At 43.5% G+C, this 16,835-nt stretch carries 15 protein-coding genes; 13 read left to right on the top strand and 2 right to left on the bottom strand.

Annotated features, from left to right (window positions below; translation table 11 throughout):
- Positions 1 to 92: 92 nt before the first annotated feature.
- On the bottom strand, positions 93 to 347 hold the full coding sequence (gene rpsT, locus FD47_RS04685) for a 30S ribosomal protein S20 (protein ID WP_008211152.1): 255 nt from the start codon (positions 345 to 347) through the stop codon (positions 93 to 95).
- Between the two features lie 237 nt (positions 348 to 584).
- Between rpsT and rpsO the strand changes: the two genes are divergently transcribed.
- The 10 genes from rpsO to argH all read left to right on the top strand — a co-directional run bounded on the left by rpsO (position 585) and on the right by argH (position 12,152).
- Positions 585 to 854 carry a 30S ribosomal protein S15 gene (gene rpsO / locus FD47_RS04680; protein ID WP_054733480.1) on the top strand — a complete coding sequence of 90 codons (270 nt, stop codon included), beginning with the start codon at positions 585 to 587 and terminating at the stop codon, positions 852 to 854.
- A 262-nt stretch (positions 855 to 1,116) separates the two neighbouring features.
- The gene (locus FD47_RS04675) at positions 1,117 to 2,871 is read left to right on the top strand and encodes a ribonuclease J (RefSeq protein ID WP_054733483.1); all 1,755 of its coding nucleotides are present in this window, start codon (positions 1,117 to 1,119) and stop codon (positions 2,869 to 2,871) included.
- A gap of 108 nt (positions 2,872 to 2,979) precedes the next feature.
- Positions 2,980 to 3,909, top strand: coding sequence for a hypothetical protein (locus tag FD47_RS04670; RefSeq protein WP_056980112.1), 930 nt, complete (start codon positions 2,980 to 2,982; stop codon positions 3,907 to 3,909).
- A gap of 182 nt (positions 3,910 to 4,091) precedes the next feature.
- Entirely contained in the window at positions 4,092 to 5,279 is a 1,188-nt protein-coding gene (gene tuf, locus FD47_RS04665) for an elongation factor Tu (RefSeq protein ID WP_008211140.1), read from the top strand.
- A 182-nt stretch (positions 5,280 to 5,461) separates the two neighbouring features.
- Positions 5,462 to 6,808 (top strand): trigger factor, encoded by a 1,347-nt coding sequence (tig, locus tag FD47_RS04660; protein WP_008211139.1) that lies wholly within the window; start codon positions 5,462 to 5,464, stop codon positions 6,806 to 6,808.
- Positions 6,809 to 6,999: 191 nt separating this feature from the next.
- Positions 7,000 to 8,247, top strand: a complete 1,248-nt coding sequence (clpX, locus tag FD47_RS04655; RefSeq protein ID WP_171035059.1) for an ATP-dependent Clp protease ATP-binding subunit ClpX — start codon at positions 7,000 to 7,002, stop codon at positions 8,245 to 8,247.
- A gap of 93 nt (positions 8,248 to 8,340) precedes the next feature.
- The gene (yihA, locus tag FD47_RS04650) at positions 8,341 to 8,928 is read left to right on the top strand and encodes a ribosome biogenesis GTP-binding protein YihA/YsxC (protein WP_054733486.1); all 588 of its coding nucleotides are present in this window, start codon (positions 8,341 to 8,343) and stop codon (positions 8,926 to 8,928) included.
- On the top strand, positions 8,925 to 9,215 hold the full coding sequence (locus FD47_RS04645; RefSeq protein WP_054733488.1) for a nucleoside triphosphate pyrophosphohydrolase family protein: 291 nt from the start codon (positions 8,925 to 8,927) through the stop codon (positions 9,213 to 9,215). The genes yihA and FD47_RS04645 overlap by 4 nt, the downstream gene beginning before the upstream one ends.
- A 255-nt stretch (positions 9,216 to 9,470) precedes the next feature.
- Complete coding sequence (locus tag FD47_RS04640; RefSeq protein ID WP_054733492.1) at positions 9,471 to 10,766, top strand: argininosuccinate synthase; 1,296 nt, start codon at positions 9,471 to 9,473, stop codon at positions 10,764 to 10,766.
- Positions 10,767 to 12,152: an argininosuccinate lyase gene (gene argH / locus FD47_RS04635; RefSeq protein ID WP_054733495.1), complete on the top strand. Its 1,386-nt coding sequence runs from the start codon at positions 10,767 to 10,769 to the stop codon at positions 12,150 to 12,152.
- A 43-nt stretch (positions 12,153 to 12,195) separates the two neighbouring features.
- On the opposite strand, the gene FD47_RS15635 is transcribed toward argH, so the two are convergent.
- Positions 12,196 to 12,357 carry an SPJ_0845 family protein gene (locus FD47_RS15635; RefSeq protein WP_169790559.1) on the bottom strand — a complete coding sequence of 54 codons (162 nt, stop codon included), beginning with the start codon at positions 12,355 to 12,357 and terminating at the stop codon, positions 12,196 to 12,198.
- A gap of 201 nt (positions 12,358 to 12,558) precedes the next feature.
- On the opposite strand from FD47_RS15635, the gene FD47_RS04630 reads away from it, so the two are divergent.
- The 3 genes from FD47_RS04630 (at position 12,559) to uvrC (ending at position 16,789) form a co-directional block, all read left to right on the top strand.
- The gene (locus FD47_RS04630) at positions 12,559 to 14,028 is read left to right on the top strand and encodes an ABC transporter substrate-binding protein/permease (protein WP_054733497.1); all 1,470 of its coding nucleotides are present in this window, start codon (positions 12,559 to 12,561) and stop codon (positions 14,026 to 14,028) included.
- Entirely contained in the window at positions 14,018 to 14,767 is a 750-nt protein-coding gene (locus tag FD47_RS04625) for an amino acid ABC transporter ATP-binding protein (RefSeq protein WP_008211124.1), read from the top strand. The genes FD47_RS04630 and FD47_RS04625 overlap by 11 nt, the downstream gene beginning before the upstream one ends.
- Positions 14,768 to 14,956: 189 nt before the next feature.
- Positions 14,957 to 16,789, top strand: coding sequence for an excinuclease ABC subunit UvrC (gene uvrC, locus FD47_RS04620; protein WP_054733500.1), 1,833 nt, complete (start codon positions 14,957 to 14,959; stop codon positions 16,787 to 16,789).
- Positions 16,790 to 16,835: the final 46 nt, after the last annotated feature.

The raw sequence follows: 16,835 nt of genomic DNA, 5'->3' as shown, positions 1-16,835 counted from the left end.
GGAAAACAGACTTTTTGTTTATTAGGAAAATTGTTATTAGTATTAATAAAAGGACCAGCGAACGATGACGTCGGTGAGCCCTTTGGGTAACACTATTTAGCTAATTTGGTTGTCAAACGTGACTTGTCACGGGCTGCTTTATTAGCTTTGATTAGTCCCTTTGACTTAGCGCGGTCAATTGCACTAATGGCATTGATGTAAAGGTCCTTTACGTCGTCGGAACCGTTAAGTTGAGCTTTTTCAAACTTCTTAACTGCGGTTCTATAAGTACTCAATTGAGCTGCGTTACGGCGTTGAGCTTTTTCGTTCGTTTTTACTCGTTCGATAGCTGACTTGATAATTGGCATTGGGTTCACCTCCGAAAGATTTCTTGGTCAAATTATTAAATTTCAACAAGCACCATTATACAAAAATGATGGGGTTATTGCAAGCAAAACCGGTAGCCGTTTCAAAAGAATTGCTTGTGTTTCGGGAATAAATTCGGTATACTATCTTTTGTGTGTTACAAACCTTCGACTTAGTTTGCCGGTACCACTGCCGCTGACTCAGTCGTCGGATTAAATAAAGAAAAGGTGGAAACAAACATGGCAGTTATTCAAACACAAAAAGATGAATTAATTAAGAAGTTCGGTCGTCACGATGGTGACACTGGTTCAGCCGAAGTTCAAATTGCACTGTTAACCGCAGATATTAACGAAATTAACAAGCATATGAAATCACACCGTAAAGATTATCATTCACAACGTGGTTTGATGAAAAAGATCGGTCATCGTCGTAACTTACTTGCATACTTACGTAACAATGACGTTACTCGTTACCGTGATCTCATTAAAGACCTTGGTTTGCGTCGTTAATTCGTCATTCAATTTTGAAAAATTATTTTTAAAAGTCATGGACAAGATGAAAGTTTTGTTCATGACTTTTTCTATGGGGATGGACATTCACGATCGTTTTCATGAACTTTCGGCCGTTATCCAGGCAGTATCGTCATGATAACGGCGATTGTTAGGAAAAACTTAATGGAAAAATTCGGCTGATTCTAAAAAATATGGTAAACTAAAAGAAGCTGAATTCGAACGTTTAATAAAGATCAAACAAATTTTTTTGAGGTGAAACATGAAAAACGATATTAAGATAATGCCCATTGGTGGGGTCCGCGAAAATGGCAAAAACATGTACGCGGTCGACATCAATGGTGGGATTTATATCTTGGACTGTGGTTTAAGATACCCTGAAAATGAATTATTGGGAATTGACGTTGTGATTCCTGATTTTAGTTACTTAAAGGAAAACCAGGACCGCATCGTCGGGGTCTTTTTAACCCACGGTCACGCGGACGCAATTGGGGCCATCTCTTACTTTTTAAGTGAGTTTGACGTGCCCGTATTTGGGTCTGAAATGACGATTGAATTGGCAAAATTAAACGTTGCTGATTCTGAACAGCTTAAGAGTTTCGACGATTTTCACGTGGTGAGTGTCCGTTCGGAAATTGATTTTGACGATGTTAAGGTCACTTTCTTCAAGACGACTCATTCAATTCCCGGGTCAATGGGAATTGCCCTGCATACGTCAGATGGGTCCATCGTCTACACCGGTGATTTTAAATTTGATCAAACCGCTACGCCGATGTATCAAACCGACTATGCCGCTCTCACGCGTTTAGGCGAAGAGGGGGTTCTGGCACTGTTAAGCGATTCTGGGAACGCTGAGAACCCAGCGTCGAGTGCTTCAGAGAAGAAAATCGGTGAATATATCACCGAAACTTTCCACTACCATGATAGTCGAATTGTGGTTGCCAGCGTTGCGTCCAATATTTTGCGGATGCAACAGGTCTTTAATGCGGCTGCGGCGACGGGACGGCGCGTATACTTGACTGGTCACGATCTGGAACGAATTGTGAAGACGGCGATGCGGTTGAACACCTTGAAGCTGCCCGAAGATGACTTGCTGATCGATTCTGTTAAGGATTTAGACAAGATGCCCCCGGATAAGGTTGTCATTATTCAAACCGGTAAGATGGGTGAACCGATTAAGGCTATTCAGCGGATGGCAAATAAGGAGCAGGGCGATATTAATATTGAGCCTAACGACCTAGTCTTTATCACGACCACGCCGTCAACGGCAATGGAAACAACCGTTGCGAAAACTCGGGATATGGTTTACCGGGCCGATGGTGAAGTTGAGATGATTTCGGATCAGATGAATTCATCCGGTGACGCCAGCCAGGCTGACCTTCAGCTATTATTGAACCTATTGCACCCGAAGTATTTAATTCCCGTGCAGGGCGAATACCGGCTGCTGGAATCACATGCCAAATTAGCTAAAGAAATTGGCTATACTGATGATCAAGTGGTCATTCCGAATAAGGGTGACATTGTATCGTTAGGCGATGACAATATGTGGATCAGTGGCAGTGCATCGCTTTCTGATACGATGATTGACGGTATTGGGATTGGGGACATTGGAAACATTGTTCTCCGGGACCGCAAAGTTCTTTCCGAGGACGGGATTTTTGTTGCCGTTGTGACGATTGACCGTAAAAAGAAACGGATTGTGTCTCATCCTAAATTAACATCGCGCGGATTTGTTTATGTCAAAGCAAATAAGGATCTGATGAAGGAAGCTGCTGGGATTATTGAAAAGACGGTCACCAATAATTTAGATCACAAGGAATTTGATTGGAGTAACCTCAAGCAGGATGTTCGGGAAAGCTTGAGTGACTATCTATATAAGCAAACAAAACGGCGCCCAGTAATCTTACCGGTTATCATGGAAGTTAATCAGCATCATCGCCGTTCAAATAAACACCACTCAAAGAACAGTGCGAAGGAATCAAAGAGTACTGAAACGGCAAGTAAATCTGCTAATTAAAATGATCATTAGTCATTATCAGAGGCGATTTAGACGCGGTTAGGTCTAAGGACCTCTGATTTTGTATCCAATGAATCTGCTATAGTTAAGGTGAGGTGAGCAGTTTTCATGACAAAGATCACTAAAAATGACCAGGTCATCCTCTGGAGTGCCGAGGAAGATCTGAAAGATCAACGCTTTCATCAAGTCGTTAACAAAATGGAACACTTGATGGCCATTTATCCGGATGACGTGACCATTCACTTATTGTTGGCGAGTGGCTTAAGCGGGCTTAAACGGTATCCGGAGGCCTACCAAATGATTCTTACGTTTTGCGATCGCTTGGCGGACGCGCCGAGTTATTTACCCGAGGCCGTGAGAATTTCCCTTAAAAATGAGGCGTTTATGCTCGCTAGAGAAATCATTCATGATCCACTGTTTAATAATCCCGATCAATTTAGAACGGCGATTGAGGAGTCCGAAAATCAGTTTCGATTCGATCGATCCGTTGACCTGCAGAAGCGGATGCGTGCGTTTGCCCATGCTGGGTCGTTGGCCGCTGACCAACAGGCCCAAACGCTCATTTCTGCTTTGAAACTCCCCCTGCGTGAGTATATGCAGGCTGCCAGAGGGGTTTTGTCAGATCCGTTTGGCTGGCAGGTGACAAAGACTCAGGTCTTGCTCGAGCTTAAAGCGATTGGCAGTACCGAGACAGTGACGCTTAATTGGCTGGACAACGAAAGCTATCAGTTGCGGATTGGCGACCTGCCGATCCTAGAAACGGTTTCGCCGTTAATTGAAGCCTTAAACGACCTTCACCAGCAATATGCGGGTCAGGATCCGGTTAAATATCAATTAATTGAACAGCAAATTCTTACTGAGGCGCAGTACATCTATCCTTTTTTTGATAAAGTGATCACCGATCCGAAATTTTGGGTGAAGATTGTTGGTAGCCATTTATTTGGGGATGAGGTGGCGGCGAAGTCCGCCGACCAGCGGCAGATGCTGACTTGGATTGAAAAAATCAACCAGGCAGAAAGCTTCATGAAATTCGTATAAAGCAATTTATTTTGCAAAAACGATAATAATCTGTTTACAAACAAATTAAGGACCGATATAATACTTAAGGATTCTTCGAAATAAGACTGCTTTGTCTTTTCAAGAAGATGTAGTATAATATCATTTAGAAATGCATTGATGCGAATTGATGTAATTCTTGAAAACAACAGGAGGTTTCATTAATGGCAAAAGAACATTATGAAAGAACAAAACCCCATGTAAACATTGGTACTATTGGCCATATTGATCATGGGAAAACTACTTTGACTGCTGCAATTACGAAGGTATTGGCTTCTAAAGGTCTTGCTAAGGCTGAAGACTATGCTGATATCGATGCAGCTCCCGAAGAACGTGAACGTGGTATTACCATCAACACTGCGCACGTTGAGTACGAAACTGAAAAGCGTCACTATGCGCATATTGATGCCCCAGGACATGCTGACTACATCAAGAACATGATCACCGGTGCCGCTCAAATGGATGGTGCCATCTTGGTTGTTGCTGCAACTGATGGTCCTATGCCACAAACTCGTGAGCATATCTTGCTTGCTCACCAAGTTGGTGTTGATTACATCGTTGTCTTCTTAAACAAGACTGACTTAGTTGACGATGACGAATTGATTGACTTGGTTGAAATGGAAGTTCGTGAATTACTTTCAGAATACGATTATCCTGGTGATGATATTCCTGTTGTCCGCGGATCAGCTCTCAAGGCTCTTGAAGGCGACAAGGAACAAGAACAAGTTATCCTTGACTTAATGGATATCGTTGACGAATACATTCCAACTCCAGAACGTGACGACAGCAAGCCATTCTTAATGCCTGTTGAAGACGTATTTACGATCACTGGTCGTGGTACTGTTGCTTCCGGTCGTATTGATCGTGGGACTGTTAAGATTGGTGACGAAGTTGAAATCGTTGGTTTAAGCGATGACACTTTGAAGTCAACCGTTACTGGTTTGGAAATGTTCCGTAAGACACTTGATGAAGGTCAAGCCGGCGATAACGTTGGTGTTCTTCTTCGTGGTATCGATCGGGATCAAGTTGTTCGTGGCCAAGTGCTTGCAGCACCTGGTTCAATCCAAACCCACAAGAAGTTCGAAGGTCAAGTTTATATCTTGACTAAAGAAGAAGGTGGCCGTCATACGCCATTCTTCTCAAACTATCGTCCACAATTCTACTTCCATACTACCGATGTTACCGGTGTTATCGAATTGGAAAAGGGCGTAGAAATGGTTATGCCTGGTGATAACGTTACATTTAACGTTGATTTAACTAAGCCAGTTGCCATTGAAAAGGGTACTAAGTTCACCATCCGTGAAGGTGGCCATACTGTTGGTGCCGGTATTGTTAGTGACGTTAAAGACTAATTTCGCTGATTAATATCTTAAGAAAGCTGCTAGGGAATATCCCGGCGGCTTTTTTATTTAAGGGCTAATTTGGCAAAATTGTTATTTTGCATTTTACATTTTGCGGTGAATACGTTAAAATAACAATGTTATGCAATTATGAAATTGTAAAAAAATAAGTTTTTCGTCTCGGAGGAAATAAGATGTCTGCAAAATGGGAAAAGAAGGGTACTAACGATGGTGAATTAACCTTCGAAATTGGTACTGATTCTATCAAGAGCGGCTTAGACCGTGCATTTAAGAAAAACAAAAATAGTATTCGGGTTCCTGGATTCCGTAAAGGAAAAGTTCCTCGTGCAATCTTTAACCAGATGTACGGTGAAGAAGCGTTGTATGAAGATGCTTTGAACATTCTATTGCCAGATGAATACTCCAAAGCCGTTGATGAAGCAAAGATTGAACCAGTTGATCAACCAAAGATCGATGTGAAATCAATGGAAAAGGGCAAGCCTTGGGTTATCACGGCTAATGTGACTGTTAAACCAGAAGTTAAGCTTGGCAATTACAAGGGCTTGAGTGTCCCAAAGCAGAATACCCGGGTTTATCAGAAGGATATTGATGCCGAACTTGAAAAGAAGCGTCAAAACGAAGCTGAATTAGTTCTTAAGGAAGGTAAGTCCGCTGAAAAGGGCGACACCGTTGTGATTGACTTTGACGGTTCCGTTGACGGCAAGCCATTTGATGGCGGCAGCGCCAAGAATCATTCATTGGAACTTGGTTCTAACTCATTTATCCCTGGCTTCGAAGATCAATTAATTGGTCATAAAGCCGGTGACGAAGTTGACGTTAAGGTTACTTTCCCTGATGACTACCAAGCTAAGGATCTCCAAGGTAAGGACGCCATTTTTAAGACAACCATTCACGAAGTCAAGACTAAGGAATTGCCTAAATTAGACGATGATTTCGCTAAGGACGTTGACGAAGACGTTGATTCCCTTGATGAATTGAAAGAAAAGATCAAGGAAGACCTCAAGACTCAAAAGAAGAATGAGGCTCGTGAAGCAATCGAAGACGCTGCAATTAACCAGGCAGTTGATAATTCTGAAGTTAAGGATATTCCGCAACCAATGTTGGACGAAGATATTCAGCGTCAGATGGATCAATATTTGGCTGGCATGCAACAACAAGGGATCAATCAGCAGATGTACTTCCAGTTGACCGGCACAAAGCCAGAAGACTTGAAGAAACAGTTCTCTGATGGTGCCGAACGACGGGTTAAGACAAACCTTGTTCTTGAAGCAATCGTCGACGCTGAAAAGATCAATCCTTCTGAGGATGATGTTAAGGCTGAAGTTAAGGACCTTGCTTCACAATATGGCATGAAGGAAGACGCCGTTCGAAGCGCGTTAACTGATGATATGCTTAAACATGATATCGGGATTAAGAAGGCAATTGACTTGATCGTTGATTCATCGAAGCAGGATGCCAAAGCTAAGGAAACAAAAGAAGAAAAATCCGATTCAACCGAAAAGGCTGATTCAGACAAGTAATTAGCTTTTATGGGAAAAGATCCGTTCTGATGACGGGTCTTTTTTTAGAGTAAACCCTTCTAATTGCAATTTGATTATTATATGGTAAAGTACGTATAGTTGGAGATGGGGGAAACCAGTTGGCTTATGGGCTTCTTGAATCTCCTAATTAATCAAGATTAACTTCCAACTCTTATGGAGGAGTGAATATATTGTTCGAAGATAACGATTCAAATGGACCAATTACCTGTTCTTTCTGTGGCAAAACTCAAGACCAAGTAAAAAAAATCGTTGCGGGTCCCGGCGTATATATTTGTAATGAATGTATCGATTTATGCAAGGAAATTATTGACGAAGAGATTGCCCCGGAAAAGACACCTGACGATCTTTTGACAGTTCTGACCCCTGCACAAATCCTGGACAAGCTTAATGAGTTTGTAATTGGTCAAAACAACGCAAAGCGAACGTTGGCCGTTGCCGTTTATAACCACTATAAGCGGGTCAACGAAATGATTAGCGAACCTAATGATGACTTGGAACTTCAAAAGAGTAATATCTGTATCATTGGGCCGACTGGTTCAGGGAAAACGTACCTGGCCCAAACGCTCGCAAAGATTCTCAACGTGCCGTTTGCGATTGCCGACGCGACAACCTTAACTGAAGCTGGGTATGTTGGTGAGGATGTGGAAAACATTCTCCTGAAGTTACTTCAGAACGCTGACTACGACGTGGATCGCGCTGAAAAGGGCATTATCTACATTGATGAAATCGATAAGATTGCTAAAAAGTCCGAAAATGTGTCAATCACCCGAGATGTCTCCGGTGAAGGTGTTCAACAGGCCCTTTTGAAGATCCTTGAAGGAACGATTGCCAATGTTCCGCCTCAGGGTGGCCGGAAGCATCCCCAACAAGAGTTCATTCAAATTGATACAACTAACATTTTATTTATCGTTGGTGGCGCGTTTGATGGCATTGAAGGTATCGTTAAGAGCCGTTTGGGCGATAAGACGATTGGCTTTGGGACTAACTCTGATGAAGCCAAGGACGTTGACGCGAAAAACATCATGCAGTCGGTTATTCCAGAGGACCTCTTGAAGTTTGGATTAATTCCTGAATTTATCGGTCGGCTGCCAATTTTGACCGCTCTTGATAAACTGGACGAACATGATTTAGTTCGGATTCTCACGGAGCCAAAGAATGCCCTCGTAAAGCAATACGAGAAACTGATTGAATTAGATGGTGCAAAGCTTGAATTTCAACCGGAAGCACTCCAGAAGATGGCTCAGTTGGCGATCGCCCGAAATACCGGTGCGCGGGGGTTGCGTTCGATTATTGAAGACGTGATGCGTGACATCATGTTTGATTTACCAAGTCGTAACGATGTATCAAAGGTGATTATCACCCCTGAGACGGTTACCAACCACACTGAACCAGAACTTATCTTAAAAAAGGCATCGTAATCTCCAGAAGTCTGATGTAAACTTTAGATAGTTTACGGTCAGGCTTCTTTTTTTGTTTAAATAAGGAAATTCTGCCACCGAAAGGATGATTTGATGGACGTACACAACGTCGATCTCACAATTAGTGCCGTCGATCCCAAGCAATATCCCAACACGCAATTTCCTGAAATTGCGTTTGTTGGGCGTTCAAATGTGGGCAAATCGTCACTGACGAACGTGTTGATTAATCGTAACGGGTATGCGCGAACTTCTAGCCAGCCCGGTAAGACCCAAACCCTGAATTTTTATAACATTGAGGATAAGCTATTCTTTGTCGACGTTCCCGGATACGGATATGCCAAAGCTTCAAAAGTAAGTCGAGAAAAATGGGGCAAGATGATTGAGACCTACCTGACTTCTCGTGAGCAGCTTCGGGGCGTGGTCGCGCTCGTTGATGGTCGTCATGCACCAACGGCAGATGACGTTTCAATGCACGAATGGTTAACGTATTACGGAATTGAAGTGCTGACGGTTGCAACCAAAATGGATAAAATTGCCAAGGGCAAGTGGAATAAACAGGAATCGATTATTCGAAAGACGCTGAACCTCGATGCTTCTGAACGCCTAATCCTGTTTTCCTCACTGACCAAACAGGGAAAGGCTGAAGTTTGGCAATGGATCGAAGGGAGAATGCATCAATGAATTTTGACGATTATCAAAAATCAGCTAACCGGACATTAATGGGCAAGGAACAGGTTTTGACCAACTGCGCCCTGGGCCTCACCGGTGAATCCGGAGAAGTAGCCGATCTTGTCAGAAAATATACCTTTCAAAGCAACCGCTTGGATAAGGACCAGCTAGTCAAAGAAATGGGTGACGTTCTTTGGTATCTTTCCCAGATTGCTGAATGGGCGGATATTCCCTTCGATGAGGTTGCTGCGGACAATATTAAACGTTTGGAACAACGATATCCGGATACAAAGAAGTAATTTCCACGCAGCTCAATTTATCGGGCTGACTTGTATAACGTTGATCGCTTTCAAGCTCAAACCATTTTCTGGTAACGAACCAGATTTGGTTTGAGCTTTTTGTAACCCCTGAATGGATCGATGAACGCTTTAAAAATGTATATCCGACATAATATTTGGCAAAATAATGAATAAAACATAAATATGGTTGCATTAACTGAATATTCGTGTTAGTCTCAATACATTGATAATTAAGAAATCAGAGGTAATGATAAAATGACAGAAAATAAAAAAGTAATCTTAGCATATTCAGGCGGTCTTGATACTTCAGTTGCAATTCCCTGGTTAAAGGACAAGGGCTACGATGTCATCGCATGCTGTATTAATGTTGGGGAGGGTAAGGACCTCAACTTCATTAAGCAAAAGGCATTGAATGTCGGTGCGGTTCAGGCATATAACGTTGATGCGCTCGACGACTTCGCCGATAACTACGCATCGGTTGCTCTGAAAGCTAACGCAATGTATGAGGGGGCTTATCCACTTATTTCAGCCCTGTCACGCCCACTGATTTCTAAAGCCCTGGTTGACATTGCCCATCAAGAACATGCTCAGGCAGTTGCCCACGGATGTACTGGCAAGGGAAATGATCAGGTGCGGTTTGAAGTTGCCATTCACAGCCTGGATCCCCAACTCGACGTGCTGAGTCCGGTTCGGGACTGGCACTGGTCGCGTGAACAAGAAATTGAATACGCCAAGGATCACAACATCCCGGTGCCAATCGACTTGGATTCACCGTATTCCATTGATGCCAACATTTGGGGACGTGCTAATGAGGCCGGTGTTTTGGAAGATCCATGGCACTCAGCTCCTGAAGACGCGTTTGCAATCACCAACCCAATCGAAAAAACCCCTGACAAGCCGTCAATCGTTGAGCTAACCTTTGTGAAGGGAATTCCAACCGAGCTAAATGGTCAGTCAATGAAGTTTTCCGAAATTATTCAACAGTTGAACAGTATTGCTGGTGAACACGGAATTGGCCGGATCGATCACATTGAAAATCGGTTGGTTGGTATCAAATCCCGGGAAGTCTATGAAGCTCCTGCTGCAACGGTGCTTCTTAAGGCCCATAAAGAACTTGAAGACTTAACGTTTGAGCGGGATCTGGCCCACTTTAAGCCAACGATTGAAAAGCAGTTAAGTGAGTTGGTCTACAACGCGCTTTGGTTCTCACCATTAATGGATGCATTAATGGCATTCATTGACAAGTCACAAGAAGTTGTCAGTGGGGTAGTCAAGGTTCAATTGTTCAAAGGCAACGTGACCGTTCTGGGACGGAAGTCGATTTCATCACTTTACGACAAGGATTTGGCAACCTATACGGCTTCAGATTCCTTTGACCAGGAAGCTGCCAAGGGCTTCATCAAGCTTTGGGGCTTACCAACTCAAGTTTATTCACAAGTGCAGCTTAAGAATAAGCAGTCACAATTTGTCAAAGCAGTTACAAAATCAACTGCCAAGGACAAAGTCGCTGTCGAGCAGCATGATTCTTCACATACGGGAGCTAAGAAATAAATGAGTACTAAGAAATTATGGGGTGGTCGGTTCCAGCAACAAGCGTCTAAGTGGGTCGATGAATTCGGGGCATCCATTTCATTCGATCAGCAGTTGGCTGATGAAGATATTGAAGGATCCCTGGCCCATGTCAAAATGCTGGGGCATACTAAAATACTTGATCAGACGGATGTCGATCAGATTGTTGCCGGCCTTGAAGCCCTCCAACAGGAATTGCATGAAGGCAAGCTCAAATTTACGGTTGAAAATGAAGATATTCATATGAATATTGAGGCGTTATTGACAGAAAAGATTGGTCCGGTTGCCGGCAAATTGCACACTGCTCGATCACGAAATGATCAGGTTGCCACCGACTTTCATCTTTATCTGAAGAATCGCCTGCCAAAGATTGTGGCTGAAATTACAACGCTGCAGAAGACGTTAGTTGAGATGGCTGAGAAAAATGTTGAAACGGTAATGCCGGGATACACCCATCTGCAGCATGCGCAACCGATTTCCTACGGTCATTATTTAATGGCTTATTATCAGATGTTAAAGCGGGATAAGGAACGGTTTACCTTCAATATGACCCATACCGACATCATGCCATTGGGGGCTGCCGCCCTTGCCGGGACGACGTTTCCAATTGACCGTCAGTATACGGCCAAGCAATTAGGCTTTGGTCAGGTATATGCCAACTCGTTGGATGCGGTTTCCGACCGGGATTTTGCCCTGGAATTTTTAAGTAATTCATCAATTTTGATGCTGCATCTCTCTCGTTTTTGTGAGGAAATCAGTATGTGGGTGAGCCACGAGTTTAAGTATCTTGAACTTAGTGACGCTTACACGACTGGCAGTTCGATTATGCCGCAGAAAAAGAATCCGGATATGGCTGAATTAATCCGCGGCAAAAGTGGCCGGGTGTATGGCCATCTAATGGGGCTGCTTGCCACAATGAAGTCATTACCCCTGGCCTATAATAAAGATCTCCAGGAGGACAAGGAGGGCGTCTTTGACACGGTTAAAACGCTACTGCCTTCCTTGAAAGTCTTCAATGGCATGCTGAAGACAGCTAAGCCCAATGTTGAACGGATGAAGCACGCGACTGAAAATGACTTTTCAAATGCCACGGAATTAGCCGATTACTTGGCAGCTAAGGGCGTGCCGTTTCGGGAAGCCCACGGGATTGTGGGTCAGCTAGTCCTCAAGGGGATTGAAACCCATCAAAACCTTCAGGATATGTCACTTGAAGACCTCAAGAAAGCGTCTCCCAAGATTGATGAAGACGTTTACCATGATTTGAAATCAGAAGTGGCTGTCCAACGGCGTCATTCTTTGGGTGGTACCGGATTTGATCAGGTTAGACTACAAATCAAAAACGCAAAGAATGAACTAAAAAATGCCTAACAAAAAAGTGCTCTCCCGGAAAATCCGGGGGAACACTTTTTAATTAATGACGTTTTTCAGGTCGTTTTTCATTCTTGCGTTTCTTATTTTTGTCTTTTTTGTCGTGTTTTAAAAACTTATCACGTTTATCATCATCGAGATTCATTTCGGCAAATTTGCCAAACATGGCGTCCAAGTCGTCCTGACGGTTAACCTTAAGTGACATTCGGTTCATCTCCTTACTTCTTTACCCAACAATCATATCAGAATTGCCGCCTAAAGTCACTTTTTTTGGGTTACTTGACTGCATATATACAGAATCAAGACGAATATATGAATAAAATTGACTAAATTACTTTTTTAATTGCATAAATCATCAAATTGCGTTAGTATAATGGGTATTATCAAAGTGGGAGAAGGAAAGTTAATGAAGAAGAATGTAAAAGCAATTATTCAAACGATATTGTTAGTTGTGACTTTGCTGACAGTTGGTCTTATTCAAACCAACTCCGCAGCGGCAGCTGACACGTCGCTGCAACGGGTTAAGCAGCGGGGCGAGTTGATTATGGCAACGAGTCCGGATTATCCGCCATATGAATTCCAAGTGAATAAAAATGGCAAGAGCCAGATTGTTGGGATGGATATTGACGTCGCCAAAAAGGTGGCTAAGGATCTGCACGTTAAGCTGGTTATTAAAAGCATGAATTTTGACTCATTGCTGGTCGCTATTCAAACCGGTAAAGCCGACATGGCCATTGGGGGGATTAACCCAACCGCTGAACGGCGCCAAAGTGTTGATTTTTCGAAGATCTACTATTCAGGTGGGCAGAGCTTCCTGATTAATTCCAAGGACGTCAATAAGTATAAGAGCGTCAAGAACCTCCGAGGAGCGACAATCGGGGCGCAAACCGGGACCTTGCAGTACGGACTTGCTAAGAAGCGAATTCCGAATTCCACGGTTAAAGGAATGGACAAATCAACCGATTTGGTTTTGGCATTGAAGACCAACAAGATTGACGCGTTAGGAATTGAAAAGCCCAGCGCCGAAGCTTACGTCAAGAATGATCCAACTCTGAAGATGATTCCATCCGGCTATCATTTAAATAAAAATGATGTTGGGGCTGCGATCGCCTTTAAGAAGGGCTCTACCAGCTTGGTCAACGCGGTCAATAAAAGTATCGATCAAATTAAGAAGCAGGATTTAACCAGTAAATACTTAGCTTCTGCTGGTAAATATATGAAGGTCAACACCGTTAATACATCGATGTGGCATTACTGGAGCTACTTCGCAAAGGGTGTTGAGTACACCATCTTGATTTCTCTGATTTCAACGTTATTTGGGGTGATCATCGGCGTTGTCTTGGCATTGATGCGGTTTACCAAGCAAAAATGGCTGCGCGGTTTAGCCATCAGTTATACGGAATTTATTCGGGGCACACCTTTGATGGTCCAAGTGATGTTTGTCTACTTCGGGATCGGGGTTGTGATTAACATTCCGGCGCTTCTTTCAGGGATTATCGCGGTTTCGCTTAACAGTGGTGCCTATGTTGCTGAAATCATCCGGGGCGGCATTAATTCTGTCGAAAAGGGCCAGACTGAGGCCGCCGAAAGCTTGGGCTTGACGAAGAGCGACATGATGCGTTATGTCGTTTTGCCACAGGCCTTCAAGAACATCTGGCCGGCGTTGGGTAACGAATTTATCTCGTTAATTAAGGAAAGTTCAATTGTGTCGATTATCGGGGTTACCGATTTGATTTACCAGTTGAACATTGTTCGGGCCGATACTTACCGGGGCGTTATCCCAATTTTCGTCGCCATGGTCCTGTACTTCGTGATGACATTCTTACTCACAAGACTTCTGAATTACTACGAAGGGAAGATGAAACATGCAGGATAAAAATATTCTTGAAGTGAATCATTTAAGTAAAAAATTTGGCGAAAATGAAATTTTGAAGGATATTAACGGAACCGTTAAGTCTGGTCAGGTTATTTGTGTGATTGGGCCTTCAGGGGCTGGTAAAAGTACGTTCTTGAGATGTTTAAATCTTTTGGAAAAGCCGACTTCAGGCGAAGTGAAGTTTGAAGGAACGGATTTAACTCACGTTGACGGCAAGCAATTATTAGATCTTCGTGAGCGGATGGGGATGGTTTTTCAAAGCTTTAATCTCTTTCCGAATATGACCGTGTTAAGAAATCTCATGCTTGCCCCTATCCGGGTCAAGCATATGAGCGAAGAAGATGCCAAACAGACCGCCATGAAATTATTGAAGCGGGTTGGGCTTGACGGCAAAGCTGACGCGTACCCAAGTAGTCTTTCGGGCGGCCAGCAGCAGCGGGTGGCCATTGCCAGAGCCTTAGCAATGAATCCTGAAGTGATGCTGTTTGATGAACCGACCAGTGCGTTGGATCCCGAAATGGTTGGCGAAGTTCTTGAGGTTATGCAGGAACTGGCTAATGAGGGGATGACGATGGTTGTGGTGACCCACGAAATGGGTTTTGCCAAGTCAGTGGCGGATGAAGTTTGGTTCATGGCTGACGGGTACATTCTTGAGCGGAGTAAACCCGCTGAAATGTTTGATAATCCCCAAAATGATCGGGCCAAGGATTTCATTGGCAAGATTATTGAGGCTAAGTAAGAGATCCATTTTAAGAGGTTGTGGCGGAATGCCCAGCCTCTTTTTTGTCCCGGGTTTTAGTGAAAGGACCGACCTTTGGCTGAACCTTGAGAATTTATTGATTGAAGGTAAAACCAGGCCGGATTGATTGAAGCAAACATGCATTCGAGTTATACTTTTAAGATGAATATGTAAAAGGGGTGAACGTTTTTGGCAAGTGAGTATCTGGAACATAAATTAACGCTGTTGCCGGAACTTCCTGGTTGTTATCTGATGAAGGATATCAACGGTAAGATTATTTATGTTGGAAAAGCTAAAAATTTAAAGAATCGGGTTCGCTCATATTTCAAAAGTAGTCATGAAGGCAAAACCGCACGGCTAGTCTCGGAAATTGCTGACTTTGAAACGATTATTACGTCGACCGATAAAGAAGCCTTTTTGCTTGAAATTACGTTGATTCAAAAACATCGGCCCTACTTTAATATTAAATTAAAACAGGGTCACAGTGGGTATCCGTACATTAAGATCACTAATGAGCGGGATCCGCAAATTAAAATCGTGAATACATTATTGAAGGACGGCGCCTATTATTTTGGGCCGTACCCAAACGTCTACGCAGCAGAGGAAACGGTTAACTTTTTACAGAAGGTTTATCCGCTGCGGCGCTGCAATGGCTTTCAAAACCGACCGTGTCTGTATTACCACATGGGTCAGTGCCTGGGGGCGTGTTTTAAAGTTGTCCCGAAGGAAACCTATGATCGGCAGATTAAGCACATTAAGTCGTTTTTAAATGGAAATGTTGGCCACGCGAAGCAATTATTAACCAAACGAATGCAGGCGGCTTCCGAGCAGATGGAATATGAACGGGCCGCCGAAATTCGCGATTTGATCAAGTACATTGAAATCACGGTTGAGAAGCAAAAAATCATTTCAACTGATAATACGCCCCGGGATATCTTCAATTACTACATGGATAAGGGATGGCTGTCAATTCAGATCTTCTTTATTCGCCAATCGCGATTAATGAAGCGCGAAAAGCGGCTTTTCCCAATTATTAATAGTGCTGAAGAAGAAATGGTGAGTTTCATTTCGCAATTTTACCGGCAAAAAAATCAGATCCTGCCAAAGGAAATTCTCGTTCCCAAAAGTCTTCCGGCTGATGTGATCAGTTCGGTTGTAGAGGACGTGCCGGTTCGAACCCCCCAGCGGGGCCAAAAGCGGGACCTACTGGAAATGGCGGGCAAAAATGCCAAACTGGTTCTTGAAGAGAAGTTTCGGCTGCTTGAACTCGATGAGAGTAAGACAACCGGAGCCATGAAGGAACTCACAGATGCCATGGGGATTCCCGCCGGTCATAAAATTGAAGCGTTTGATCACTCCCACATTCAGGGGGCCGATCTTGTTTCGGCAATGGTCGTTTTCGTCGATGGGCAGCCTAACAAGAACCTTTATCGAAAGTATAAGTTAAAAACGGTCGATCATGCCGACGAAGCTGCCAGCACGCGCGAAGTCATTCGGCGCCGCTATACCCGATTATTGAAAGAACACGCTGAAATGCCGGATTTAATCTTAATGGATGGCGGTACAATTCAAATGAACGCGGTAAAAGATGTGTTGGTCAACGAGTTAGATCTTCATATTCCGGTTGGCGGCATGGTAAAAAACGATCATCACCAGACGGCCGATTTACTATTTGGGAATAGCGATACCCCACTTCATTTGGATCCTAAGAGTCAGGGGTTTTATTTACTGCAGCGGATTCAGGATGAAGTTCACCGGTTTGCCATCACATTTCACCGGAAAGTTCATGCGAAAAATTCGTTGGGGTCACGGCTGGACTCGATTGCCGGGGTTGGGCCAAAGACCCGCAACAAACTATTGCGAAAATTTGGGTCGCTTAAAAAGATTTCCGATGCTTCAGTCGATGACATTCGCGCGTTGGGAATTTCCGAAACGGTCGCGCGGACAATTAAATTTTCCCTCAGCAAAATTGATGAGGAGCGACGGGTGACGAATTATCAGGATAAAAAGTTAATTAATTAGGCTAATTTTTAATCTTTTCCTCGATTTAAAATTGAAGTGCAACACC

The sequence above is a fragment of the Lentilactobacillus parafarraginis DSM 18390 = JCM 14109 genome, from assembly GCF_001435895.1.
Lineage (GTDB): Bacteria > Bacillota > Bacilli > Lactobacillales > Lactobacillaceae > Lentilactobacillus > Lentilactobacillus parafarraginis.
Note: the sequence above shows the minus strand (reverse complement) of the source record. Positions and strands in the feature narration are given on the sequence as shown.